This window comes from Saccharothrix carnea, from assembly GCF_003014735.1.
GTDB classification, from domain to species: Bacteria; Actinomycetota; Actinomycetes; order Mycobacteriales; family Pseudonocardiaceae; genus Actinosynnema; species Actinosynnema carneum.
Genome location: NZ_PYAX01000003.1, coordinates 19318 through 43281 on the forward strand (window position 1 = coordinate 19318; position 23964 = coordinate 43281).

Below are 23964 nucleotides of genomic sequence, written 5' to 3' on the forward strand. Positions count from 1 at the left end.
GGCGGATCGAACCGGTGGAACCGGCAGGTTCCGAGGACCCGGGCGCCGGGTAAATGACGAGTGACGCGGGTCGCCACGACTCAGGGAACACTGACTTACGCCCGCGCGTCTGCAAGAGTGGAAGCAGCGAACACGGCGCACCCGCCAGATGCGAAGTGGTCGCAGCTAGGTGTGAGGGCACCGATCCCCGGTGCCGGGACGGAGGGAGATTTCCATGACTACGACGCTCACCCGCCCCGCGTTGACCGCTGCCGACCGCTGCGACCGCTGCGGGGCTGCTGCCCAGGTTCGCGCCGTGCTCCCCTCCGGGGGCGAGTTGCTGTTCTGCGGGCACCACGCCCGTGAGCACAGCACCAAGCTGCGCGAACTCGCTGCCGAGCTGCAGCAGGGCTGAACACCACGAGTCCCGGCGGGGACTCGTAGCACCCTAGCCGTCCGGGGCGGGGATCCGACGAGGATCCCCGCCCCCCTCATTTTTCCGCGACACACCTGCCGTGCCGGCGGCGATACTCCGTGTGACGGAGGGAGTGCCGGTGGATCCCGAACGGCCGCGGGCGGCTTCGGCCGCGTTCGACGTGCACGACAACCAAGGCGTGCAGATCGGCGACGGCAACACCCAGCACCTCCACCTGCCGCCGCCGGCACCGGTGCGGTGGCCCGTGCGGGTCGGTGTCCTGCCGCCGGTCGCGGACCGGTACCAGCACCGGGAAGCCGAGGCTCAGCTCGCCGAGACGTCCGTCGTTCTGTCCGGTTTGGGCGGTGTGGGCAAGTCCCAGCTGGCGGCACGGCACGCGCACACCGCGTGGCGGGACGAGTCGGTCGACCTGGCGGTGTGGCTCAACGCCGTGACGCGGGCCGCCGTGATCAGCGGCTACGCCGACGCGGCCGAACGGGTGCTGCGCGATCCCAAGACCACCGCGGAGAAAGCGGCTGCGGCGTTCCAAACGTGGCTCAGCTCGACCGATCGCCGGTGGCTGATCGTCCTGGACGACGTGCAGGACCCGGCCGATCTCAAGGGTTTGTGGCCGCCGGACACGCCGACCGGCCGAGTGGTGGTGACCACCCGCCGCCGTGACGCCGCGCTGTCCCGCGAGGATCGCCGGTTGATCGAGGTCGGCGTGTTCACCGAGGCCGAGTCACTGGCCTACCTGACCGCGAAGCTGCCGGGTCACGGACAACTCCGCGACCTGGCGGACGACCTGGGCCACCTGCCGCTGGCGTTGGCGCAGGCCGCCGCCTTCATCGCGGACAAGCCACTGCTCACCGTCGCCGACTACCGAAACCGCTTGGCGGACCGCCGCCGCACGCTGGCCCAGGTGATGCCGACTGCCGACGAGTTGCCCGACGAGCACCGGGACACCATCGCCGCGACCTGGTCGTTGTCGATCGAACGCGCCGACAGCCTTCGCCCCGAAGGCCTCTCCCGGCCGTTGCTGGAGATCATCAGCTTGCTCGACCCGGCGAGCACCCCCGTCGCGGTGCTCACGCGGGACAACGTCCTGGCGCACCTGGAGGTGGACGCGGACGAGGTCGGCGACGCACTGGCCTGCCTGCACCGCCTCAGCCTCATCACCCTCGACGCGAAGACCGTCCGGGCGCACGCGCTCCTGCAACGCGCCGTCCGAGACACCATCGAGCCCGAGCGGCTCACTCCCCTGGCCCACCTCGCAGCGGACGCGCTCCTGCTCACCTGGCCGGCGTTCGCGACCGACAGCGCACTCGCCGCGGCACTCCGCTCCGGTGCGATCGCGCTGCACGTCCACACGACACCAGCGCTCTGGGGCACCGAGGGACACGCGGTCCTGTTCAAGACAGGTAACTCCATGGGAGAGGCGGGACTCCTGGCCGACGCCATCGCCTACTTCCAAGACCTGCGGCGACACGCGGAACACCATCTCGGGCCTGATCACCGCGACAGCCTTCATGCCCGCCACGAAGTCGCACACTGGAACGGACAGGCGGGTAGCTACGCCGAAGCCGTCCCGGAATACGAGCAGCTGGTCACGGCGTCCACCCGGATCCTGGGGCCCGACCACCGGAACACGCTGATCGTCCGGGAGAACCTCGCCTCCTACCGGGCCAAGGCCGGTGACATCACGGGCGCGATCACGGACTTCGAACGACTGCTCGCCGACCGACTCCGAGTCTTGGGCCCTGACGACCCCGACACCCTCGCGGCCAGGCACAACCTGGCCGGATGGCGCGCCGAGGCGGGTGACCGCGCGGAGGCGGTCGCGGAGTTCGAACGGGCGGTGGCCGACCACCTCACGTTCGTCGGACCCGACCACCCGCGGACCCTCCTCGCCCGCAACAACCTCGCCGCTTGGCGAGCAGCGGCAGGCGACCACGCCCGTGCCATCACCGATCTCGAACAACTGGCGGACGACCAGCGTCGGGTCCTGGGGCCCGATCACCGCGAGACCCTGTCCACCCGCCACCTCCTGGCCGATTGCCGCGCGACGGCGGGCCAGGTCCGAGCCGCGCTCACCCTGCTCCGTCACCTGCTCGGCGATCAGCTCCGGGTTCTCGGTCCCGATCACCCCGATGTCGCACGCACGCGGACGACCATTCGGAAGCTGTCAGATGTCGCCCAGGACGGGCTCGAAGGCGAGTTCGGCGGCGCCGATGAGCTTGGCGTCACGGCCCAGCGGGGACGAGACGATCTTGGTGCCGCCGACCGCCCGTGAGACCAGGGACCGCTTCTGCACCGTGCGCCGCAGCTGGTCCACCAACGTCTCCGGCAGGGCGGTGAACAGGTCGCCCAGCACCACCAGTTCCGGCCCGAGCATGTTGACCACGGTGACCAGGCCCATGGACAGCCACTCGGTGAACTCGCCCAGCCGGTGCGCGACGCTGTCCGGCGAACCGGCCAACGACCGCAGCTCCGCCACCACCGTCCCGCGCGGCGCGTCTTCGGGCAGGGCCAGGGCACGGCACAGCGCCGCCTCGCCCACCTCGGTCTCCCAGCAGCCCTGGCAGCCGCAGTAGCAGCGCCGACCGCCGGGCCGCACCACCATGTGCCCCAGTTCGCCGACGTAGCCGCCGGTGCCGCGCAGCGGCTGGCCGCTGGAGATCACGCCGCCGCCGATGCCGACGTCGGCGGAGATGTAGACCATGTCCGACGAGCCGCGGGCCGCGCCGCGCACGTGTTCGGCCAAAGCGCCCAGCTCGGCGTCGTTGCCGACCTGGACGGGGACTTTGAGCACCGACGACAGCCGTTCACCCAGCGCCACGTCGGTCCAGTGCAGGTTCGGCGCCTCGTGCACCAGACCGTCCGCGCGGCGCACCACGCCGGGCACGGAGACGCCGACACCGACCGCTTGCACGTCCAGCTCGTCGGCCAGGAGCTTGGCCGAGTCGGCGACGTGCGTGATCACCTCGCCGGGGTCGCGGGACCGGTGGTGCAGGTTCCACGAGTCCCGGCCGAGGATGTCACCGCCGAGGCCCACCATGGCCATCGCCACCTGCTCGACGCGGATGTCGATGGCCATCACCACGGCCGCGTGCGGCTGCGGCAGCACGAGCAGGGACGGGCGGCCGGCGCCGGAGCGCTGCGCCGGCACGCGTTCGGCCACCACGCCGGACTCGGCCAGGCCGTCCACCAGGGCTTTGATCGTGCTGCGGTTGAGGCCCAGCTCAGCCGCCAGCGAAGCCCTGGTGGAGGGCCCGTCCACGTGCAGTCGGCGCAGCAGCGCCGTTCTGTTGTGCCTTCTTACCTCGTCGGGTCGGGCTCCCGCGGTCGGTGTGCTCACGTCAGCGGGCGGCGGTGGCCGCCCGGCGGCGGGACAGCGCGTCGACGCTCGCGGCGAGCAGCAGGACCAGGCCGGTCACGATGAACACGACGGCGGCGGGCTGCTTGAGCAGGCCCATGCCGTTCTGGATGATCGCGAGCACCGCGCCACCGATCACCGCGTCCCGCATCTTGCCCTTGCCGCCGAACAGCGACGTGCCACCGATGACGGCCGCGCCGACCGCCATGAGCAGGGTGTTGTCGCCACCGGCGTTCGGGTCGACCGAGCCGACCTTCGAGGAGTAGATGATCGCGCCCACGGCCGCCAGGGAGGAGGCGATCACGAACACGCTCATCCGGATCTGCGCCACGTTGATACCGGCGCGGCGGGCGGCTTCCTTGTTGCCGCCGACTGCGTAGACGTGCCGGCCGTAGCTGGTGCGTTCGAGCACGAACGTGCCGATGACCAGCAGCACGAGCACGATCGGCACCACGAACGGCACGCCGGTGATCACCACGAGGCTGCTCTGGGAGCGGTTGAGCGTCAGGGCGTAGGTGGCCACCGCGGCCAGCAGCACGACCGTGCCCACCTTGGCCAGCACCATCGGGGTGGGCAGCGCGACGAGGCCCTTGCGCAGCCGGCTGAAGTGGCGGATGAGCACGACGGCGGCATAACCACCGGCGCCGAGCACGAACAGCGCCCAGGAGCCCGCGGTGCTGAGGTTGCCGTTGGCGACGCTGAAGATCACGTCGTCGCGCAGGCCGAGCGTGCCGCCCTGGCCGATGAACTGCAGGATCACGCCGCCCCAGGCCAGGAACAGCGCCAGGGTCACGACGAACGACGGGATGCCGACGCGGGCCACCAGGTAGCCGGTGATGCAGCCGATCGCGGTGCCGACGCAGACGGCCAGCAGCATCTCGACCCACGGGTTCGGCGGCACGCCGATCATCGCGATGGCCAGGGCCACCACCGACAGCGCGGTGCCCGCCCAGATCCGCATCAGCGCGGCGAGCACGGCGGCCAGCGCCAGCATGCCGCAGAACAGGTAGAAGACGGTGTCGCCCATGCCGCCGAGCAGGTTGCCGCCCTTGACCAGGTGCAGCGCCATCACCGAGGCGCACACGCCGGACGCGGTGCCCGCGGACAGGTCGATCTCGCCCAGGAGCAGCACGAACACCAGGCCCATGGCGATGGTGACGATGCTCGCGCCCTGCTGGAGGAGGTTCGCGATGTTGCCCAGGGTCAGGAAGCTGTCGGCGAGCGAGCTGAACACGATCAGCAGCACGACCACGCCGAGCAGCGCGGGCAGGGAGCCCAGTTCGCCGCCGCGCAGGCGGGCGAAGTAGTCGCGCACCGCCTCGCCGGTGGACTGGGAGGTGGTGTCGATGCCGAAGTCGGAGATCGCGCCCTGGGGTGCGTCCGGGGACGTCTCGCTGGTGGTGTTGGTCATGCTGCGTTCCTCGTCGTGGGAGCTCTGGCGCGGCATCAGATGGTCGCGGTTTCGGGTCGGGCGATGCCCAGGTCGCCGGAGCGGCCCGCGGTGATCAGCTCGACGACCTGACCGTGGGTGACGTCCTTGGTGTTGACCTCGGCGGCCATCCGGCCCAGGTACAGGCACGCGATGCGGTCCGCGACCTCGAACACGTCGTTCATGTTGTGGCTGATCAGCACGACGCCCAGGCCCTGCTCGGCGAGCCGGCGCACCAGGTCGAGGACCTGGCGGGTCTGCGCGACGCCCAGCGCCGCGGTCGGCTCGTCCAGCAGCACGACCTTGCTGTTCCACAGCACGGCCTTGGCGATCGCCACGGTCTGCCGCTGACCACCGGACAGCGACGCGACCTGCGTGCGCACCGACTTGACCGTGCGCACCGACAGCGAGGTCAGCGTCTTGCGGGCGGCCTGCTCCATGTCCGCCTCGTCGAGCATGCCGAACTTGCCGCGTTCCCGGCCCAGGAACATGTTCTGCACGATGTCGAGGTTGTCGCACAGCGCGAGGTCCTGGTAGACGACCTCGATGCCCAGGTGCGCGGCGTCACGCGGGCCGTGGATGTGCACTTCCTCGCCGTTGAACAGGACCTGACCGGAGTCGGTCGGGTGGATGCCCGCGATGCACTTGACCAACGTCGACTTGCCCGCGCCGTTGTCGCCGACGAGGGCGGTGACCTGCCCGGGGTGGACGTCGAAGTCGATGTCGTGCAAGACGTGCACGGGACCGAAACTCTTGTTGATGCCGCGCAGCTCGAGGATCGGCTCGCTCACTGGAATTCCTCCGTCTAACCCGTCTGAAGGGGGTCTGACCTGTTCTCAGGTGTTGCCCGCACAGGGGTGGACGCGCCGGAACGGGGTGCGTCTGGCACACCCCGCCCCGGCGCGAGCCTGGATTACTTGATGCCGAGCTCGGTGCAGACGGCGGCCAGGTCGGCGACGCAGATCTCCGTCGCCTTGACGAAGCCCGCGTCCACCACGGTCTTGACCTTGTCCTTGGTGATCAGCTGCGCGGGCAGCAGGACCGACTTGACGTCGCGGTTGCCGGTGGTGTCCTTGGTGACGCCGGTGGCCAGCTTGTCGGCGGCGGCCGTGTCGCCCTTGGCCAGCGCCGCGGCCAGCTTGGCGGTCGCGTTCGCCTGGTCGTTGATCGGCTTGAACACGGTCATGAACTGGTCGCCGCGCAGGATGGCCTGCAGGCCCTCCGGGGTGGCGTCCTGGCCGGTGACCGGGACCTTGCCGTTGAGGCCGTACTTCTTGAGCACGGTGATGATCGCGCCGGCGAGGCCGTCGTTCGCGGCCACGACGCCGTCGACCTTCTGGCCGTTGCCGGTCAGGATCTGCTCGAAGGTGGTGCCGCCCTTCTGGTTGTCCCAGTTGTCGATCGGCTGCGACTGGACCAGCTTCAGGTCACCCGAGGTGTACTTCGGCTTCAGCACCTTCTGCTGGCCGTTGTAGAACAGGGTGGCGTTGTTGTCGGTCGGGGCGCCCTCGATCTCGATGATCTCGGCGGGCTTCTTGCCCGGCGCCAGCGCGGCGAGGCCCTCCACGAGGCCCTGGCCCTGCAGCTCGCCGACCTTCTCGTTGTCGAACGAGACGTAGTACTTCGAGCTGCCGCCCAGGTTCAGCCGGTCGTAGTCGATGACCGGGATGCCCTGCGCCTCGGCCTTCTTCGCGACCGTCGCGCCGATCTCGCTGTTCGGCGTGGCGATGATCAGCACCTTGACCCCGGCGTTGATCATGCCATCGGCGAGCGTGGAGAACTTCTGCACGTCACCCTGGGCGTTCTGGATGTCCGCCTGGAGGCCCTCGGCCTCGAGCGCCTTCTGCAGGAGCGGCTTGTCGAAGCCCTCCCAGCGCGCGGAGCTGGCGGTCTCGGGGAGGATGACGCCGACCTTCGCGCCGCCCGAGCCGCTGTTCGTGTTGGTGTCCGAGGTGGTGCTGCTACCGCCGGACGTGTTGGCGCCACATGCCGTCATGGCCACGGCGAGGCCGGTGCCAAGGGCGATGAGAGCGAGGCTCTTGCTGCGCATCCGCCATCCCTTTCACGCAGGAGCGTAAATGTTGTGGCGCACAACGTATGCCCACACCCACGGTGACCGGAAGCACACTTGACCGGTAAAGTAGGCACGATGCGCTAACGGCGAGGTAACCGAACGGACATCTGACTACGCCTAATGCCGTAGTTCGTTACATCGGGTCACAACGAGGGTCACCACGAACGCAGCGTGGCGATCCGTTCCTCGAGCTGTTCGATGCTGGCCATGGCGGTCGGCGGGCCACCGCAGTACTCGCGCAGCTGGTTGTGGATCTTGCCGTGCGGCTTCTTCGTGCGGTGGTGGTGCATCGCCACCAGGGTGTTGAGCTCCTTGCGCAGCTGCGCCAGCCGTTCCTGCACGCTCGCCGGGCGGGTCGCGGCGGGCGGCGGCGGTGCGGCGACCGGGCGCTTGCTGGCCTCGACCAGCTGCTTCTCCTGCCGCTGACGCAGCAACGCGCGCACCTGGTCCGGCTCCAGCAGCCCCGGCAGGCCCAGGTACTCCTGCTCCTCGTCACTGCCCGCGAACGCCGCCGTGCCGAACGACGAGCCGTCGTAGATCACCTGGTCGAGTTCGGCCGAGGCACCCAGCGCGGTGAACGCCTTCTCCTCCTCGCCGGGCTCGTCCTTGACCTGGTTGGCCTGGGAGAGCAGCTCGTCGTCCCAGCCGTCCTTCTCCCGGTGCGGCTTGCCCAGCACGTGGTCGCGCTGCTGCTCCAGCTCGCTGGCCAGCCCCAGCAGGACCGGCACGCTGGGCAGGAACACGCTGGCCGTCTCGCCCTTGGCCCTGGCCCGCACGAACCGGCCGACTGCCTGGGCGAAGAACAACGGCGTCGAGGCGCTGGTGGCGTACACGCCGACAGCCAGCCGCGGCACGTCCACGCCCTCGGACACCATCCGCACGGCGATCAGCCACCGGTCGGTCGAGGCGGCGAACTCGGCGATCCGGCCGGACGCCTTCGGGTCGTCGGAGAGCACCAGGGTCGCGTCGTGGCCCGTGGTGCGCTTGAGGATCTCGGCGTAGGCCTTGGCCACGGTCTGGTCGGTGGCGATCACCAGCCCGCCCGCGTCCGGCATGCCGCCCTCGCGCAACTGGGTCAGGCGCATGTCGGCGGCCTTGAGCACCGAAGGCATCCACTCGCCGGTCGGGTCCAGCGCCACCCGCCACGCCCGCGCCGTCTGCTCCTGCGTCAACGGCTCGCCGAGCCGGGCGGAGAACTCCTCGCCCGCGCTCGTGCGCCACTGCGCCTCACCCGAATAGGCGAGGAAGATCACCGGCCGGACCACGCCGTCGCGCAACGCGTCCGAGTAGCCGTAGGAGTGGTCGGAGCGACTGCGCTGCACGCCGTCCGGGCCCGGTTCGTAGCTGACGAACGGGATCGGCGAGTCGTCCGAGCGGAACGGCGTTCCGGTCAGGCACAGCCGGCGCACGGCGGGCGTGAACGCCTCCCGGATCGCGTCACCCCACGACTTCGCGTCGCCGCCGTGGTGGATCTCGTCGAGCAGCACGAGGGTCTTGCGGTTCTCCGTGCGCACCCGGTGCAGCATCGGGTGCGCCGCGACCTGGGCGTACGTGAGCGCGACGCCGTGGTAGTCGCGGGAGGTCACCGCCATGGTGTTGCGGAAGTTCGAGTCGATCGCGATGCCCGCCTCGGCCGCCGCCTGCGCCCACTGGTGCTTGAGGTGCTCGGTGGGCGTGACGATCGTGACGGCTTCGATCGTGCGGTCGGCCAGCAGTTCCGCCGCGACGCGCAGGCCGAACGTGGTCTTGCCCGCGCCGGGCGTGGCGACGGCCAGGAAGTCCTTGGGCTTGGCGGCCAGGTACTTCGTCAGCGCGCGGCGCTGCCAGGCGCGGAGGGGACGGGTCGTGGCGACTTGCGGTTGCGACAACCTCGAACCCTTTCTGCGCTGATCAGCGGCGGTGCCGCGGGGGCCGTGCGACCGGTGGTGCGGTCGTGGTGCGGGGGTGGACACGCAAATGCCCTCGCTGCGGTTGACCGTCGAGGGCATCGACAGCCTACCCGCTGCGCCCGCGACGCACGGTGGCCGATGCCGCGAAATCACCCGGCATGCACCATGCTTGATGTTGCGATGGGTTCGCCGAGGGACGACACAGCACGCAGCGCGGGTCGCAAGGGACCCCTGCGCCTGTTGGCGCGCACGTTGTCCAAGGCCTGGGACGGCAGCATCTTCTCCGAGGCGGCCGAGGCGGCGTTCTGGCAGGTCCTGTCGTTCCCGCCGCTGCTGCTGGGGTTGCTGGGCAGCCTCGGGTACCTCGGCGACTGGTTCGGGCCGGAGGTCGTGAGCGCGGTCAAGGACCGGATCATCTCCACCTGCCGGACGATCTTCAGCCAGGACGTGGTCAACGGGGTGATCGTGCCCACCGTCGACCAGATCCTCACCACCGGCAAGGGCGAGATCGTCTCGGTCGGCTTCCTGATCTCGCTGTGGGCCGGGTCGTCGGCGATGTCGTCGTTCGTCGACGCGATCACCGCGGCGCACGACCAGTACGGCGTGCGCAACGAGGTGTGGCAGCGGATCTTCGCGCTGCTGCTCTACATGGCGAGCCTGGTGCTGCTGATCATCGGCCTGCCGGTGCTGGCGCTGGGCCCCGACCTGCTGCCGCAGGTGTTCCCGGACTCCTGGCAGCCGACCATCGAGTCGTGGCTGAGCGCGTTCTACTACCCCGGCATCGCGGTGCTGCTGGTGGTGGCGCTGACGACGCTGTACAAGCTGTCGCTGCCGAACAAGCTGCCGTGGCACCGGCTCGTGCCGGGCGCGGTGCTGGCGATGGCGGTGTTCCTGCTGTCGTCGATCGGGCTGCGGCTCTACATCCAGTGGATCACGACCACCGGGTACACCTACGGCGCGCTCGCGACGCCGATCGCGTTCCTGCTGTTCGCCTACCTGATCGGGCTGGCGATCACGCTCGGCGCGTACTTCAACAGCGCGATGCAGGAGATGTGGCCGGCGAGGATGACGCGCCGCCAGCGGCGACGGTGGCAGCGGCTGGAGATCGAGCGGGCGGCCGAGCGGATCCGTTCGGACCAGGGCAGGCAGGGCCCGCCGCCGGGAGCCGAACCACCGGGCCGCGACCACACCGCGCCGTCACCCGCGGACACCCACCACACCGTGCCGTTGCCGGTGGAACGCCGGACGGCGCGCGAGACGCGGGTGAGCGGGCACGGGTCCGGCCCCGGCGGGTCGGTGCCGGGGCCTTCCTGACCTTCTCGACGTGCGGGGGGTCTTACTCGCCGCCACCCTTGGGCAGGCCGTCGTAGATCTTCTTGCATTCCGGGCAGACGGGAGAGCCCGGCTTGGGCGACTTCGTCACCGGGAACACCTCGCCGCACAGCGCCACCACGTGCGTGCCCATCACCGCGCTTTCCGCGATCTTGGCCTTCCGCACGTAGTGGAACATCTTCGGGGTGTCGTCACCGGTGGTGTCCGTGCCTTCCGGCCGGGTCTCCACATCGGGCAGAGTCTGCGTGCTCACGCGCCCAGGGTACCTGGGAAGATGGCACCTCGTGAGTACGCCGAGCGTCACCGACGAGGTCCGATCCGCCCTGGCCGAGAACCGGCCGGTGGTCGCGTTGGAGAGCACCATCCTGTCCCACGGGCTACCGCCCGGCCGCAACCGCGAGGTCGCCGAACGGCTCGAAGGCGTGGTGCGCGCCGCGGGCGCCGTACCGGCGACGATCGCCGTCCTCGGTGGCGTGCCCAGGGTCGGGTTGACCCCCACCGAACTGGATTTTGTCTGCGACCCAACAAATGACCTGGTGAAGCTGTCCCGGCGTGACCTGGGCGCGGCGTACGCGTTGAAGCGCGACGGTGCGACGACGGTCGCGAGCACGGCGGCGTTGGCGCACGCGGCCGGTATCGGGGTGTTCGCCACCGGTGGTCTGGGCGGTGTGCACCGGGGCGCCCGCGAGACGTGGGACGTGTCCGCCGACCTGGACGTGCTGGCCACGACGCCGGTGCTGGTGGTGTGCTCGGGCGTGAAGTCGATCCTGGACATGGGCGCGACGCTGGAGCTGCTGGAGACCCGTTCGGTGCCGGTGGTCGGCTTCGGCACGGACCGCTTCCCCGCGTTCTACCGGCGGGAATCGGACTTCGGCGTGCCGTGGCGGGTCGACTCGGCCGCGGACGCCGCGGCCGTGGTGGCGGCGCACCGGACCGTGCCGGGCTCGGCGGGCGTGCTGCTGGCCAACCCGATCCCGGCCGACTTCGAGATGGACGCCGAGCTGCACGAACGGCTGCTGGCGGAGGGCCTCGAACTGCTGCGTGAGCGCAACGTGCAGGGCAAGGAGGTCACGCCCGTGCTGCTGGAGCACTTCCACACCGCCAGCGGCGGGGTGAGCCTGGACGCCAACGAGGCCCTGGTCGTGTCGAACGCCTCCCTCGCCGCGGCGGTGGCCGTGGAGCTGGCGGCGTGAGAGGCGGGATCGTGGTCGTCGGCGACGCCGGGCTGGACGTGGTGGCCCGGCACGCGGGCCCGATCGTGCACGGCGGCGACTCGCGGGCGTCGGTGACCATCGAGCCCGGTGGCGCGGGTGCCAACACGGCGGTGTGGCTGGCCGCGTGCGGCGCGTCACCGGTGCTGGTGGCGCGCGTCGGCGCGGACTCGGCGGGACGCCAGGTGCACGCCGAGCTGACGTCGGCCGGGGTGCGGTGCGCGTTCGCCGTGGACCCGGAGGCCGCGACGTGCTGCGTGGTGGTGCTGGTGGACGAGACCGGCCAGCGCAGCATGCTGCCCGACCGGGGCGCGAACGCCCGCTTCTCCCCCTCCGACCTGGACCAGGGGTTGCTGCGTGACGCGGCGCACCTGCACCTGTCGGGGTACGTGCTGCTGGACGCGTCGTCCCGGCCCGCCGGGTTGGCGGTGCTGCGCGCGGCCCGGGAGGCGGGGTTGACGACCTCGGTCGACCCGCAGTCGTCGGCGTTGATCTACGACGGGTTCCTGGACGACATCCGCGGTGTCGACCTGCTGCTGCCCAACACCGAGGAGCTGGTGGCGCTCACCGGGTCCGCGGAGCCCGCGTCGGCCGCCGCGCTGCTGGACGTGGTGGGCGCGGTGGCGTTGACGTCCGGTGCGGACGGCGCGAGCTGGGTCGACTCCGAGGGCGTGGTGTCGGTGCCCGCGGAGGACGTCGAGTGCGTGGACTCGACCGGTGCCGGTGACGCGTTCGACGCCGGGCTGCTGGCGGCGTGGCTGTCCGGGGCGTCACGGCGGGACGCGCTGCTCGGCGGGGTGCGCGCGGCGGCCCGGGCGGTGTCGGCGGTCGGCGCGCAGCCGACTCAGCCGGCTCAGCCTTCGATGACGTGATGCGGGCGTGACTCGATCGCGCGGTGCTCCTTGACGAGACGGCTGGCCTTCTCCGCCTTGCGGGGAGGCCGGTCGTTCGCGATCAGCACGGCCATCCACGGCAGCGGCACCGACAGCACGATCAACGCCAGGGCCAGCCACCAGGTCTGGTAGAAGACCATCGCCAGGATGAGGCACGGGATGCGGGCGCCCATCATGATCGCGTACTTGCGCTTGCGCGCGGCGTGCTGCTCCTCGTAGGAGGGGGCCGCTTCGGTGATGAGCACCGGTGTGCCGTCGCGCTCGGGACTGACCATGCCTCCATAGTCCCACCGCGCCGGTCGGACCGACAGTGTGCGTTGCGCCGCCCGTTGGCGGTGGTGACCCTACGATCGGCGGTGTGGTCGCCCTTGATCGACTGGTCGACGTGCTGGGCAGCCTCGGCACGCACCTGAGCTGCGCGCCGCGCGGGCGGGACGTGGAGTTGCGCGGGGTGGCGCTGCACGACCCGGCGGAGCACACGACGGCCGCGGCGGACGACGTGCTGCTCGGGTTGGGCGTGCCCACGCCCGCGGCGGCGGCTCGGTTGGTCGGTTCGACCACGGCGGCGGCGGTCGTGCTGCACGGGGCGCCGCCGTTGGACGAACGGGTGCTCGCGGCGGCGAAGAAGTCCGGGGCGGCGGTGCTGTTGGTGGACCCCTCGGTGCCGTGGGGGCAGTTGGCGAACGTCGCGCAGACCCTCGTGCTGGGCGGGCAGGGTTCCGGTGACCTGTTCGCGGTGGCGGACGCGATCGCGGCGGTGGTCGGCGGGCCCGTGACGATCGAGGACCAGCAGTCGCGGGTGCTGGCGTACTCGTACCGGCAGCAGGGCGTCGACCCGGTGCGGGTGGAGACGATCCTGGGGCGGCGGGTGCCGGAGGAGGCGTGGCAGGCGCTGGACGCGTACGGCGTGTTCACGCACCTGGCGCGGTCCGACGAGCCGCTGTTCGTCCCGAAGCTGACCGACCAGCTGGGCGGGCGGCTGGTGGCGGCGGTGCGGGCGGGCCGTGAGCTGCTGGGTTCGGTGTGGGTCGAGGTGGAGCACCCGGTGGACGCGGCGCGCGAGGCGGCGCTGGTGGACGGCGCGCGGACGGCGGCGTTGCACCTGCTGCGGGCGCGGGCGTCGGCGGACCTGGAACGGCAGGCCGAGGCGGACCTGGTGATCGAGGCGCTGGACTCGGGGCTGCCCGCGAACCTGGCCCGGCTGGGATTGCCGTCGACCGACCTGCGGGTGATCGCCGTGCAGGCGCACGCGGGCGAGGGTGAGCACGGGGCGGCGCTGCTCGCGTTCTCCCGGGCGACGGCGGGTTTCGGCTGGTCACGGCCCGGTCGGTCGGCGTTGTTCGGCAACGTGCTCTACACCGTGCTGCCGTGCGGGGACGACCCTTCGGCGGCGGTGGACTGGGTGCGGGCGCTGGGGCGCGAGCTGCCCGCTGAGGCGGTCGTGCTGGCCGGGGTCGGCGGGCGGGCGGACGCCGCGTCACTGCCCGCGTCCCGCGGTGAGGCCGACGAGTGCCTGGCCCTGTCCGGTGGCGAGCCCGTGGTGTACGACCAGGCGTGGGCGCGGGTGTTGCTGCGGCGGTTGGCGGCGGTGGCGGAGGCCGGGCGGTTGCCGTCGCGCGGGCCGGTGGCGGACCTCGTGCGGCACGACGCCGAGCACGGCACGCAGTACGCGATGACGCTGCGTGCGTGGCTGGCGGCTCAGGGGGACGCGCGTGAGGCCGCACGGGTGCTCTCGGTGCACCCGAACACGCTGCGCTACCGGCTGCAGCGCATGGCGGCGGTGACGTCGCTGCCGCTGGACGACCCGGAGCAGCGCCTGGCCATGGCCATCGCCCTGGCCATCACACCCTGAACGTTGAACTCACCTGCTCCGAACGTTGGACTCTCGCGGCCTGAACGTTGGACTCTCGCGAGAGTCGTACGTTCAAGTCGCGAGAGTCGTACGTTCGGAATGGGTGAGTTGAGCGTTCGGGTGGGTTGGTAGGGCGCGGGAGGGTGGGGCGCGAGACGATGGCGGCGTGCTCCCTGATCTTTCTGCCGACCTGACCGCACGGCTGCGCGAAGCGTTCCGGGCCGCCGACTACGACGCCGACGGGGTGGTCGACGCGCTCGGATCCCAGGCCCACGCGGCGCTGGGCCGGGGCGAGCCCGAGGCCGCCCGGCGGGCCACCCGGGACGCGGGCGCGCTCGGCACGCTGGTCCGCCTGTTCCTGCTCGGCGACACCGAGCCCGAGGCCGCCGTGCGGGCGGCCCTGCCGGACGTCGACCTGGACACCGCCGTCAAGGCCGAGGTGCTGCGCGGTGACGGCGACGGCCTGCGGGCCGGGCTGGACATCCGCCCGTACGGCGACGACGAGGGCTCCTGGTGGGTCATCGCCGACCAGGACGCCGACCAGCGCGGCGGGCCGGTCCCGGCCGACCACGTGCTCGGCGTCGGCCACGCGTCCATCAGCCTCGCCCGCGCCACGTCGCGCCGCCCGGTCGGCACCCTGCTCGACCTGGGCACCGGCTGCGGCGTCCAGGCCCTGCACGCGAGCCGCCACGCCGAGCGGATCACCGCCACCGACCTGTCCGAACGCGCGCTCGCCCTGGCCGCGGGCACGTTCCGGCTCAACGAGGTCGACGTCGAACTCCGCCAGGGCGAGTGGTTCGGCCCCCTGCGCGGACGGCGGTTCGACCAGGTCGTCTGCAACCCGCCGTTCGTGGTCGGCCCGCCCCGGGTCGACTACGTCTACCGCGACTCCGGCCTCGCCGGTGACGACGCCAGCGCCCTGGTCGTGCGCCAGATGCCGGCGTTCCTCAACGAGGGCGGCGTCGGCCAGCTCCTGGCCTCCTGGCTGCACCGCAAGGGCGAGGACTGGGCCGACCGGGTCTCCGCCTGGCTGCCGCGCGGCGGCGTGGACGCCTGGTTCGTGCAGCGCGACGTCGCCGACCCCGCCCTCTACGTCGGCACGTGGCTGCGTGACGCGGGCGTCGACCCGCGAAGCTCCGAAGGCCGGGCCAAGGCTGCCGCCTGGCTGGACTGGTTCGCCGAGAACGACGTCGAGGGCATCGGCTTCGGCTTCGTCACGCTCCGCCGCACGGACACCGAACACGCCGAGGTGGTGTGCGAAGACCTCCGCCACGCCTTCGACGACCCGCTGGGCCCCGAGTCCGCCGCCTGGCTGGACCGGGTCGCCTGGCTGCGCGCCACCGGCAACGACCAGCTCCTGCGCACCCGCTTCACCGTGCCGGAGACCGTGCTGCTGGAGGAGGTCTCCTCCCCCACCGACGAGGGCTGGGAGGCGGTCGTGCGCCGCTTGCACCGCGTGGACGGCCCGGGCTGGCAGCAGGAGCTGGACGAGACCGCGGCGAAGCTGCTGGCGGGTTTCCGGGGCGCGCTGCCGCTGGAGGACCTGGTGACGCTGCTCGCCTACGCCCACGACCTGGACGCGGACGCGTTGGCCGCGGCCGCGCTCCCGATCGTCCGCGACCTCGTCCGGCACGGCATGGTGGTGCCCGCGTGAGAGCTGTTGTGGCACGCGTCACAGAGGCTTCGGTCACCGTGGACGGCGAGGTCGTCGGCGCCATCGACGAACCGGGCCTGCTGGTGCTGCTCGGCATCCACGTGGACGACGACGCCGACCAGGCGCACGTGATGGCCCGAAAGCTGCACGAGCTGCGCGTCCTGAGGGACGAGCAGTCGTGCGCCACGACCGGAGCACCCCTGCTCGTGGTGAGCCAGTTCACACTTTACGGAGAGACGCGGAAGGGGCGGCGGCCGTCGTGGACCGCCGCCGCCCGGCCCGAGCGGGCTGAGCCGTTGGTGACGGAAGTGGTCGCGGAACTGCGCCGGAAGGGTGCCCGAGTACAAACGGGACGGTTCGGCGCGATGATGTCGGTGCGGAGTGTGAACGACGGCCCGTTCACCGTGTTGGTCGAACTCTAGATCCTTCTCAGGCAATCCTCAGGATTCGCGGCGCAACCGCTGTGACGGCAGTGACGTCTTCAGGTCGTGGGAAGCGGGAACCATTTCGCTCCGGTTCGCGTTTCCCCCAGTGTCAGACACCGAAAGGTGAGCCGCGCAACGCAGCGCGGAGCGTGCGACACGACCGCACTGCCAGCCCGCGACACAAGGGGGAGGGAGCTCCATGACCGTCCCGAAGCTCCTCGACCGTCAGGTCGGGAACGAGACGACCACCACGAGCGCCGAGTTGGACCTCGACGCCCAGGGACCGGCCGCAGACCTGGTTCGGGTGTACCTGAACGGGATCGGCAAGACAGCGCTGCTGACCGCGGCGGACGAAGTGGAGCTCGCCAAGCGGATCGAGGCGGGTGTCTTCGCGCAGCACAAGCTGGAGACGCACCCGGAGCTGCCGGACGAGCGCCGGCGTGAACTGCGCGCTTTGATCCGCGATGGTCACGTGGCAAAGAACCACCTTCTCGAAGCGAATCTCCGGTTGGTCGTTTCGCTGGCGAAGCGATACACCGGTCGCGGAATGCCGCTGCTCGATCTGATCCAGGAAGGCAACCTGGGCTTGATCCGCGCGGTGGAGAAGTTCGACTACACCAAGGGCTTCAAGTTCTCGACCTACGCGACCTGGTGGATCCGCCAGGCGATCACGCGGGGAATGGCGGACCAGGGTCGCACGATCCGGCTGCCCGTCCACCTCGTGGAGCAGGTCAACAAGCTCGCCCGGATCAAGCGCGACCTGCACCAGCAGTTGGGCCGCGAGGCGACCAACGAGGAGCTGGCCAAGGAGTCGGGCCTGTCGCCGGAGAAGGTGGTCGACCTGCTCGACCACGCCCGCGACCCGGTGAGCCTGGACATGCCGGTCGGCACCGAGGAGGACGCCCCGCTGGGCGACTTCATCGAGGACTCCGACGCCACGGACGCGGAGAGCGCGGTCATCTCCGGCCTGCTGCAGGACGACCTGCGCCGGGTGCTGGCCACGCTGGACCCGCGCGAGCAGGCGGTGATCCGGCTGCGCTACGGCCTGGAGGACGGCCAGCCGCGCACCCTGGACCAGATCGGCAAGCAGTTCGGGCTGTCGCGGGAGCGGGTGCGGCAGATCGAGCGCGAGGTCATGTCGAAGCTGCGGCAGGGCGAGCGGGCGGCCAAGCTGCGGGCCTACGCGAGCTGACAGCCGGACCCGATCGATACAGGGTCCACCCAGCGGGAAGTCACCGCTGCGCGGGATTGACTTGTGACGTCTGTCACGGCACGGTCGTGCGTTACACGAGCCAAGCGACACCTCCGCCCCATTACGCGGAGGTTGTCGCACGCTGAGGAAGGTCGGGGCGGTCGGGGGCCGGCCCGGCCTTCCGCATTTCGCTAGAGCCCGAGGTACTCCGCGAGCTTCTCGCGGAAGAACCGCACGTGCGCCTCGCGTTCCTCACCGGCATAACCGCGCGGCACACCTTCCACGATCATCACCAGGCACAGGTACGCGCGGTAGAGCGCGATCCGGGTCTCCTCGGCCTCGGTGAACCCCTCGATCCCGTAACCGGCCTGGTAGTCGTCGTCCAGGTCGCTGAACAACGCCACGGTCGCGATCTCCGCCAACGGGTCGCCGAACAACGCCCGCTCCGGGTCGATGATCCCCTCGACGTGACCGCCGGCCAGGAAGATGTTCGCCTCCCACAGGTCGAAGTGCACGAGCACCGGCTCGGTGACCTCGTCCAGCAGGTGCGCGCGGGCCGCGAAGGCCGGCCGCACGTCCGGCAGCTCCACGCCGAACCGGTCCGCGTCGGCCAGCACCGCGTCCACCATCGCCGTGAACGCCTCGCGCCACGTCGCCCCGTTCGGCCCCTGCACGTAGCCGAACACGTCACCGGTGATCCGGTGCAGCTCGCGGACGATCGTGCCCAGCTCACGGCGCAGCGCACCGTGCTCGGCATCGGTCAGCCGGTGGCGCGCGGCCGACCACGGCTCGCCCCGCAGCGCCGTCATCAGCAGGAGGTCGTCCTCGTGCAGCAGGACCTCCGGCACCGGCAGGCCGTGCGCCGCCATCAGCTCGAACGCCAACGCCTCCGTGCGCATCAGGTCCCGCTCGTAGGTGAGCAGCGGGACGTCCGGCGGCGGCGCGACCTTCAGCACGGTCTCGCGACCGTCCGCCGCGGTGAGCCGGTAGGCGGTGTTGAACATGCCCTCCGTCAGCTCGACGTGCGCGGCGAGCGGCACACCGAGGACGCGGCGGATCAGTGCATCGAGTTCGGCCGCGGAGAGCCGGCGCTTGGTGAGGCTGTCGACCACGACGCGAATCACATCACGCGTGGCGGGACGCGGGGCCGCGATCGGTATAAGTTCGGCGGAACCCGAAGCGCGCAAGGGAGCCCGCGACGTGACCTCGTCGAACCTGTTGGGACCGACGTTCCAGTACACCGACGTCCTGCCGCTGGCCAAGGACAACCACACCGACTACCGGCTCGTGACGCCGGACGGCGTGTCGGTGGTCGAAGCCGCCGGTCGGACCTTCCTCCAGGTCGAGCCCGCGGCGTTGACGCTGCTGGCCAAGGAGGCGATCCGGGACATCCAGCACCTGCTGCGCCCCTCGCACCTGGCCCAGCTGCGCGCGATCGTGGACGACCCCGAGGCCAGCGGCAACGACCGGTTCGTCGCGATGGACCTGCTGCGCAACGCGTGCATCTCCGCCGGCGGCGTGCTGCCCATGTGCCAGGACACCGGCACCGCCATCGTGATGGGCAAGCGCACCGAGTCCGTGCTGACCGGCGGCACCGACGCGGAGGCGTTGTCGCGCGGCATCTTCGAGGCCTACCAGGAGCTGAACCTGCGGTACTCGCAGATGGCGCCGGTCAACTTCTGGGACGAGAAGAACACCGGCACCAACCTGCCCGCGCAGATCGACCTGTTCACCGCGCCCGGCGTGGAGCCGAAGTACGAGTTCCTGTTCATGGCCAAGGGCGGCGGATCGGCCAACAAGACGTTCCTGTACCAGGAGACGAAGGCGCTGCTGAACCCCTCGCGGCTGGCCAAGTTCCTGGACGAGAAGCTGCGCTCGCTCGGCACGGCCGCGTGCCCGCCGTACCACCTCGCCGTGGTCGTCGGCGGCTTGTCGGCGGAGCAGAACCTCAAGGTCGCCAAGCTCGCGTCCGCCCGCTACCTCGACGGCCTGCCCACCGAGGGTTCGGCCGCGGGGCACGCGTTCCGGGACGTCGACCTGGAGCAGCAGGTGCTGGAGCTGACCCGGAACTTCGGCATCGGCGCCCAGTTCGGCGGCAAGTACTTCTGCCACGACGTGCGCGTGATCCGGCTGCCCCGGCACGGCGCGTCCTGCCCGGTCGGCATCGCGGTGTCGTGCTCGGCGGACCGGCAGGCCAAGGCGAAGATCACCCCCGAGGGCATCTTCCTGGAGCAGCTGGAACGCGACCCGGCGCACTTCCTGCCCGACGTGACCGGCGAGGACCTGTCCGACGAGGTCGTGAAGATCGACCTGACCCGGCCCATGGCGGAGATCCGGGCGACGCTGTCGGCGTTGCCGGTGAAGACCCGAGTGTCGCTGACCGGGCCGTTGGTGGTGGCGCGGGACATCGCGCACGCCAAGATCAAGGAACGGCTGGACGCGGGCGAGCCGATGCCGCAGTACCTCAAGGACCACCCGGTGTACTACGCCGGACCGGCCAAGACGCCCGAGGGGTACGCGTCCGGGTCGTTCGGGCCGACGACGGCGGGCCGGATGGACTCCTACGTCGAGCAGTTCCAGGCCGCCGGCGGGTCGCTGGTGATGCTGGCCAAGGGCAACCGGTCCAAGCAGGTGACGAACGCGTGCGCCACGCACGGCGGGTTCTACCTGGGCTCGATCGGCGGACCGGCGGCGCGGCTCGCCCAGGACTGCATCCGCAAGGTCGACGTGCTGGAGTACGCCGAGCTGGGCATGGAAGCGGTCTGGAAGATCGAGGTGGAGGACTTCCCGGCGTTCGTCGTGGTGGACGACAAGGGCAACGACTTCTTCGCCGAGACCTCCGCCCCGACCCTCCAGATCTCGTTCCGGAAGTAGCTCCTACCGGCTTTACAGGTCGAACACGCCGAGCTTGGCGCCGCGCGTGAAGAAGTCCCACTCGCCGTAGGTGAAGCGCTGTGGGACTTCTTCAGGCCGGTTGCTGTTGCGGACGAGCACCTCGTCGGCCGTGCGCATGACCTCGACGCAGTTCGAGCCGCCGCCGCTGAACTTCGTCCACTCGTCGAGCTTCAAAGTCATGTGGTCTCCTCCGTGATCCGGGTCAGGAGTTCACGGCTTTCTTCCACTCCCGACGCCTTCGCACGAGTGTGGTCGAACCAGCGGGTCGCCCTCTCCACGTGGTTGGCACCGTCCTCGAAGTGGTCTCCGAACGGGGTGTCGACGCTGACCAGCGACGGCATCCCGTTGGGCAGCCGGAACAACGTCAGCGTAGTGCCGGTCAACGCGTGCGCCCCCGCGCCTTGCGGCATCACCTGCACCACGACGTTCTCCAGCTCGGTCAGCGCGAGCACGTGCTTGAGCTGGTCGCGCATGACCTCAGGGCCGCCGATGCCGGCGCGCAACGCAGGCTCCGAGACCACCGCCCACAGCTTCAACGGCGGCTTGCGATCGGTCAGCAACGCTTGCCGTTCCAAACGCAGTTGGAGGTTCTTCTCCAGGACCTCGCCGCTCAAGCCGATCCCGGTCATGAGCGCACGCGTGTAGTGCTCGGTCTGGAGGACGGCGGGGAGCAGCTCGAACGACGAGTAGAGAGCCTCGGTGGCGATGGCCTCGACGTCCAGGATGCGGCGCAGCCAGGGCTGGATCGTGCCGCCGATCTTGCTCTTGGGCCTGCGGCGGTGGGCCTCGGAGTTGAGCGTGAGCAGGTCCTCGCGGGTCGCCTCGTCGGCTTGGTAGAGGTCGAGGAGCTTCTCCAGCTCGGCCTGCTTGACGCCGCTGATCGCGTTCTCGATGTTGCTGATCTTGGTCAGCGTGCAGTGCAGCACCTCCCCGACCCTTTCCCTGGGCACGCCCGTCTCTTCGCGCATGCGGCGCAGCGTGGTGCCGATCTGGATGCGGGCGGCACTGCGGTGTGGGCTGGTCATCGCTCTCCTCGATCATCACCCGATCGGGACTTGTACACATCGTGTACGTACGAGATAGTCGTCCCGAATTCGGAGAGTATACAACCATGAGCGAGGAGTGAGTGCGGATGGGGTCGCGTTTCTACCAGGTGAGCTTGATCGAGACGTCCGGGACCGGCGTGTACTTCCGGACGATCACGCGGGAACTCGTGGACGGGAAGGAGGGTCTCCACGCGTGGATGGTGCGGATGCTGCAGGACCACCGGTGCGACCTGGGCCTCTACGTCGGCGAGACGGGCACGCTCGTCGCGGATGAGGACCAGGTCGACGCGGACCTGTGGCTGGCGTGGGACGGGGTGGCCTCGTTCTCGACCGCCGAGTGAGCGCTCAGCCGCTCGTGTAGATCACGCCGAGCTTGTCGATCTCGGCACCGGCACGGCCCGTGAAACCGGCGATGCGCCACCCCGCCGGGGCGGTGAAGGTGACCTGGTCGGCGGTGGGCGTGCCCGCGGTGACGGCTCGGCCGAGGTTGGTGGTGATGCGGACGGAGAAGATCCGGGTGCGGCCGTCGCGCCGGCCTTGGGTGAGCGTGGCGGTCGTCAGGTGCTCGCCGGGCTGGAGGGTCAGCGTGGTGGGTGTGCCGCCCGTGCCGCCGTGGGTTCGGGTGGTGCCGTCCGCGAGCGTGAGCCCGACCCGGTCGAGGCGTGCCCCGCCGCTCACGGTCACCTGGCGCACCGTCGTGCCCGGGTCCACGGCGTCGACGTCGGTGAACGGGGTGCCGTGCGGGCCGCCGAACTGGTCGCTGAGCCGGAGGTGGTCGGCGAGCCGCCAGGTGAAGTCGACGGCGTGCGGGTAGTGGTCGGACAGCGGTTCACCCTCGGCGTCGAGGAAGGAGGCGTGGTCGTTGCGGTAGGCGGTGGCGGTGAGGTCGATGGCGGCGTTGTCGCGGTAGAGGACCTTGTCCACGACTTCACACGAACTGGTGACGTTCTGGGGGTCGCACACCAGCGCGGGTGCGCCGGCCGCGGGTTCGACGCCGCCCTTGATCAGCTCGACCCAGGCGTCGGTGAGGCCGTTCGGGTGGACCAGGTCGCGGATGTTGTCGCCCGTGCGGGTGTAGCGGGTGTTGGTGTCGCCCATGATGATCACGGCGTTGCCCGCGGAGTTCCGGGTGACGTACTCCGACAACTGGGTGATGTTCGCGCGGCGGGCGGCCAGGTCGGCGTCCGTGCTGCCGGCGTTGGCGTGGACGTTGTAGAGGTCGACGTACACGCCCTCGGCGAGGCGGAGGCGGGCGAACGTGAAGCCCTTGGGGGTCAGGCAGTCCGTGCCGTTGCAGCGGTTCCACTTGATCCGGGTGAAGTCGCTGTACGGGTAGGCCGAAAGGGTGTTGAGGCCGTCGCCGAACGGCACTCCCCCGCTGGTCGGCGTGCGGTGCGGGTGGTTGTCGGCGGCGTAGAGGGCGGCATGGTAGTTGAAGTCCTCCTGGACGTTCACCACGTCGTAGTCCCGGATGCGGGCGCCGATGAGCGGGGTGTTCTCCGCCGGGTTCGAGCCCGACAGCGGTTCGGGGAGGCCGGCGACGTTGTAGGTCAGCACGGAGAACCGGCCGCTGACGTCGGCGGACGCGGTCGGTGTCACCAGCGTGGTGGCGCCCGCTGCCGCGAGGACGGTGCCGAGGAGTCGGAGGAGTCGTCTCACGTCACCTGAGTGTGGCGATCGGGGCGCGGCCGGGGAACCGTTGATGCGAATCTTTTTCAGGTGTTCACCCGGTCAGCGCGCCCCCGTCACGCTGTTTCTTCGCGGGCCTCCAGGACGATGCGGCGTGAGCCCAGAGGGGCGTCGAGGGTGACGTTCAGCGGGACGGAGCGCAGTTCCTGGGTGCACAGGACGCCGGTGGGCGGCGGGTAGTGGGTCGTGACCAGCGTGATCAGCACCTGGTCGCCGGACTGGGCGGCGACCTCGGCGCTTGCCGTCTTGCAGCCGCCGGCGAGGCCCAGCACCTGCACCGTGCGGCCGTCCGCCGAGGTCGACGCCTTCTTCTCATAGGTGTCCGGGAGCGTGCTGCCGTCGATCCGGGCGGCCGGGACCTCGGTCGGACCGCCTTCCAGCGGAGCGGGGGTGGTCTGCGGCGGCGGGGCGGTCGGCTGGGGCTCGCCGGTGGATGACAACGTTGTCGGAGCAGACGTCGAACCCGTCGTGGTCGTGGTGGTGACGGACGACTGGCCCAGCGGCGGGTTGTCGGTGGTCGTGCCGGTGCACCCCGCGAGCGCGAGCAGGGCGAGGGCGACGGCGGCCTTGACGTTCCTCATAGCTGGAGGACGGTACTCGGGGCCGTGAGGTT

23 protein-coding genes are annotated in these 23964 nt (G+C 70.6%); 11 read left to right on the forward strand and 12 right to left on the reverse strand.

What is annotated here, in order from left to right; translation table 11 throughout:
• Nucleotides 1-214: 214 nt before the first annotated feature.
• Both B0I31_RS08300 and B0I31_RS08305 read left to right on the forward strand, forming a co-directional pair.
• Nucleotides 215-394, forward strand: a complete 180-nt coding sequence (locus B0I31_RS08300; RefSeq protein WP_015800348.1) for a DUF7455 domain-containing protein — start codon at nt 215-217, stop codon at nt 392-394.
• Nucleotides 395-533: 139 nt separating this feature from the next.
• A complete protein-coding gene (locus tag B0I31_RS08305) occupies nt 534-2687 on the forward strand; it encodes a tetratricopeptide repeat protein (RefSeq protein WP_146173781.1) in 2154 nt (717 codons plus the stop codon).
• Here B0I31_RS08305 and B0I31_RS08310 read toward each other — a convergent pair.
• From B0I31_RS08310 to B0I31_RS08330, 5 genes are all read right to left on the reverse strand, one after another.
• Complete coding sequence (locus tag B0I31_RS08310; protein WP_106614768.1) at nt 2580-3752, reverse strand: ROK family transcriptional regulator; 1173 nt, start codon at nt 3750-3752, stop codon at nt 2580-2582. The two genes, B0I31_RS08305 and B0I31_RS08310, sit on opposite strands and share 108 nt — an antisense overlap.
• Nucleotide 3753: 1 nt before the next feature.
• Nucleotides 3754-5181: a sugar ABC transporter permease gene (locus B0I31_RS08315; RefSeq protein WP_106614769.1), complete on the reverse strand. Its 1428-nt coding sequence runs from the start codon at nt 5179-5181 to the stop codon at nt 3754-3756.
• A 35-nt stretch (nt 5182-5216) separates the two neighbouring features.
• Nucleotides 5217-5990 (reverse strand): ATP-binding cassette domain-containing protein, encoded by a 774-nt coding sequence (locus tag B0I31_RS08320; RefSeq protein WP_106614770.1) that lies wholly within the window; start codon nt 5988-5990, stop codon nt 5217-5219.
• Nucleotides 5991-6112: 122 nt separating this feature from the next.
• Nucleotides 6113-7249, reverse strand: a complete 1137-nt coding sequence (locus B0I31_RS08325; RefSeq protein WP_106614771.1) for a sugar ABC transporter substrate-binding protein — start codon at nt 7247-7249, stop codon at nt 6113-6115.
• Nucleotides 7250-7428: 179 nt separating this feature from the next.
• On the reverse strand, nt 7429-9141 hold the full coding sequence (locus B0I31_RS08330) for a DEAD/DEAH box helicase (protein WP_106614772.1): 1713 nt from the start codon (nt 9139-9141) through the stop codon (nt 7429-7431).
• A 186-nt stretch (nt 9142-9327) separates the two neighbouring features.
• Here B0I31_RS08330 and B0I31_RS08335 point away from each other — a divergent pair, with 186 nt between their 5' ends.
• Nucleotides 9328-10476: a YihY/virulence factor BrkB family protein gene (locus B0I31_RS08335; RefSeq protein ID WP_106614773.1), complete on the forward strand. Its 1149-nt coding sequence runs from the start codon at nt 9328-9330 to the stop codon at nt 10474-10476.
• Between the two features lie 22 nt (nt 10477-10498).
• On the opposite strand, the gene B0I31_RS08340 is transcribed toward B0I31_RS08335, so the two are convergent.
• On the reverse strand, nt 10499-10747 hold the full coding sequence (locus B0I31_RS08340; protein ID WP_106614774.1) for a DUF3039 domain-containing protein: 249 nt from the start codon (nt 10745-10747) through the stop codon (nt 10499-10501).
• A 31-nt stretch (nt 10748-10778) separates the two neighbouring features.
• On the opposite strand from B0I31_RS08340, the gene B0I31_RS08345 reads away from it, so the two are divergent.
• A complete protein-coding gene (locus B0I31_RS08345; protein WP_106614775.1) occupies nt 10779-11687 on the forward strand; it encodes a pseudouridine-5'-phosphate glycosidase in 909 nt (302 codons plus the stop codon).
• Entirely contained in the window at nt 11684-12577 is an 894-nt protein-coding gene (locus B0I31_RS08350) for a carbohydrate kinase family protein (RefSeq protein ID WP_106614776.1), read from the forward strand. Before B0I31_RS08345 ends, B0I31_RS08350 begins: the two co-directional genes overlap by 4 nt.
• On the opposite strand, the gene B0I31_RS08355 is transcribed toward B0I31_RS08350, so the two are convergent.
• Nucleotides 12559-12873, reverse strand: a complete 315-nt coding sequence (locus tag B0I31_RS08355; protein WP_106614777.1) for a DUF3099 domain-containing protein — start codon at nt 12871-12873, stop codon at nt 12559-12561. The two genes, B0I31_RS08350 and B0I31_RS08355, sit on opposite strands and share 19 nt — an antisense overlap.
• Nucleotides 12874-12956: 83 nt before the next feature.
• Here B0I31_RS08355 and B0I31_RS08360 point away from each other — a divergent pair, with 83 nt between their 5' ends.
• The 4 genes from B0I31_RS08360 to B0I31_RS08375 all read left to right on the forward strand — a co-directional run bounded on the left by B0I31_RS08360 (nt 12957) and on the right by B0I31_RS08375 (nt 17721).
• On the forward strand, nt 12957-14450 hold the full coding sequence (locus tag B0I31_RS08360; RefSeq protein WP_106614778.1) for a PucR family transcriptional regulator: 1494 nt from the start codon (nt 12957-12959) through the stop codon (nt 14448-14450).
• Nucleotides 14451-14616: 166 nt separating this feature from the next.
• Entirely contained in the window at nt 14617-16104 is a 1488-nt protein-coding gene (locus B0I31_RS08365; protein WP_106614779.1) for a DUF7782 domain-containing protein, read from the forward strand.
• Nucleotides 16101-16526, forward strand: a complete 426-nt coding sequence (gene dtd / locus B0I31_RS08370) for a D-aminoacyl-tRNA deacylase (RefSeq protein ID WP_106614780.1) — start codon at nt 16101-16103, stop codon at nt 16524-16526. Before B0I31_RS08365 ends, dtd begins: the two co-directional genes overlap by 4 nt.
• Nucleotides 16527-16728: 202 nt before the next feature.
• Nucleotides 16729-17721 carry a sigma-70 family RNA polymerase sigma factor gene (locus tag B0I31_RS08375; RefSeq protein WP_106614781.1) on the forward strand — a complete coding sequence of 331 codons (993 nt, stop codon included), beginning with the start codon at nt 16729-16731 and terminating at the stop codon, nt 17719-17721.
• Nucleotides 17722-17912: 191 nt separating this feature from the next.
• Here B0I31_RS08375 and B0I31_RS08380 read toward each other — a convergent pair whose 3' ends face one another.
• Nucleotides 17913-18833 (reverse strand): phosphotransferase family protein, encoded by a 921-nt coding sequence (locus tag B0I31_RS08380; protein WP_106614782.1) that lies wholly within the window; start codon nt 18831-18833, stop codon nt 17913-17915.
• 103 nt (nt 18834-18936) lie between these two features.
• Here B0I31_RS08380 and B0I31_RS08385 point away from each other — a divergent pair, with 103 nt between their 5' ends.
• Complete coding sequence (locus B0I31_RS08385) at nt 18937-20595, forward strand: fumarate hydratase (protein ID WP_106615374.1); 1659 nt, start codon at nt 18937-18939, stop codon at nt 20593-20595.
• A gap of 12 nt (nt 20596-20607) precedes the next feature.
• On the opposite strand, the gene B0I31_RS08390 is transcribed toward B0I31_RS08385, so the two are convergent.
• Complete coding sequence (locus B0I31_RS08390) at nt 20608-20796, reverse strand: DUF397 domain-containing protein (protein WP_106614783.1); 189 nt, start codon at nt 20794-20796, stop codon at nt 20608-20610.
• Complete coding sequence (locus B0I31_RS08395; RefSeq protein WP_106614784.1) at nt 20793-21641, reverse strand: helix-turn-helix domain-containing protein; 849 nt, start codon at nt 21639-21641, stop codon at nt 20793-20795. The genes B0I31_RS08390 and B0I31_RS08395 overlap by 4 nt, the downstream gene beginning before the upstream one ends.
• Before the next feature lie 107 nt (nt 21642-21748).
• Between B0I31_RS08395 and B0I31_RS08400 the strand changes: the two genes are divergently transcribed.
• The gene (locus tag B0I31_RS08400; protein ID WP_106614785.1) at nt 21749-22003 is read left to right on the forward strand and encodes a hypothetical protein; all 255 of its coding nucleotides are present in this window, start codon (nt 21749-21751) and stop codon (nt 22001-22003) included.
• 4 nt (nt 22004-22007) lie between these two features.
• Here the strand turns inward: B0I31_RS08400 and B0I31_RS08405 are convergent, their stop codons facing one another.
• Both B0I31_RS08405 and B0I31_RS08410 read right to left on the reverse strand, forming a co-directional pair.
• A complete protein-coding gene (locus tag B0I31_RS08405; RefSeq protein ID WP_106614786.1) occupies nt 22008-23321 on the reverse strand; it encodes a jacalin-like lectin in 1314 nt (437 codons plus the stop codon).
• Between the two features lie 86 nt (nt 23322-23407).
• A complete protein-coding gene (locus B0I31_RS08410) occupies nt 23408-23932 on the reverse strand; it encodes a hypothetical protein (RefSeq protein WP_106614787.1) in 525 nt (174 codons plus the stop codon).
• Between the last annotated feature and the right edge of the window lie 32 nt (nt 23933-23964).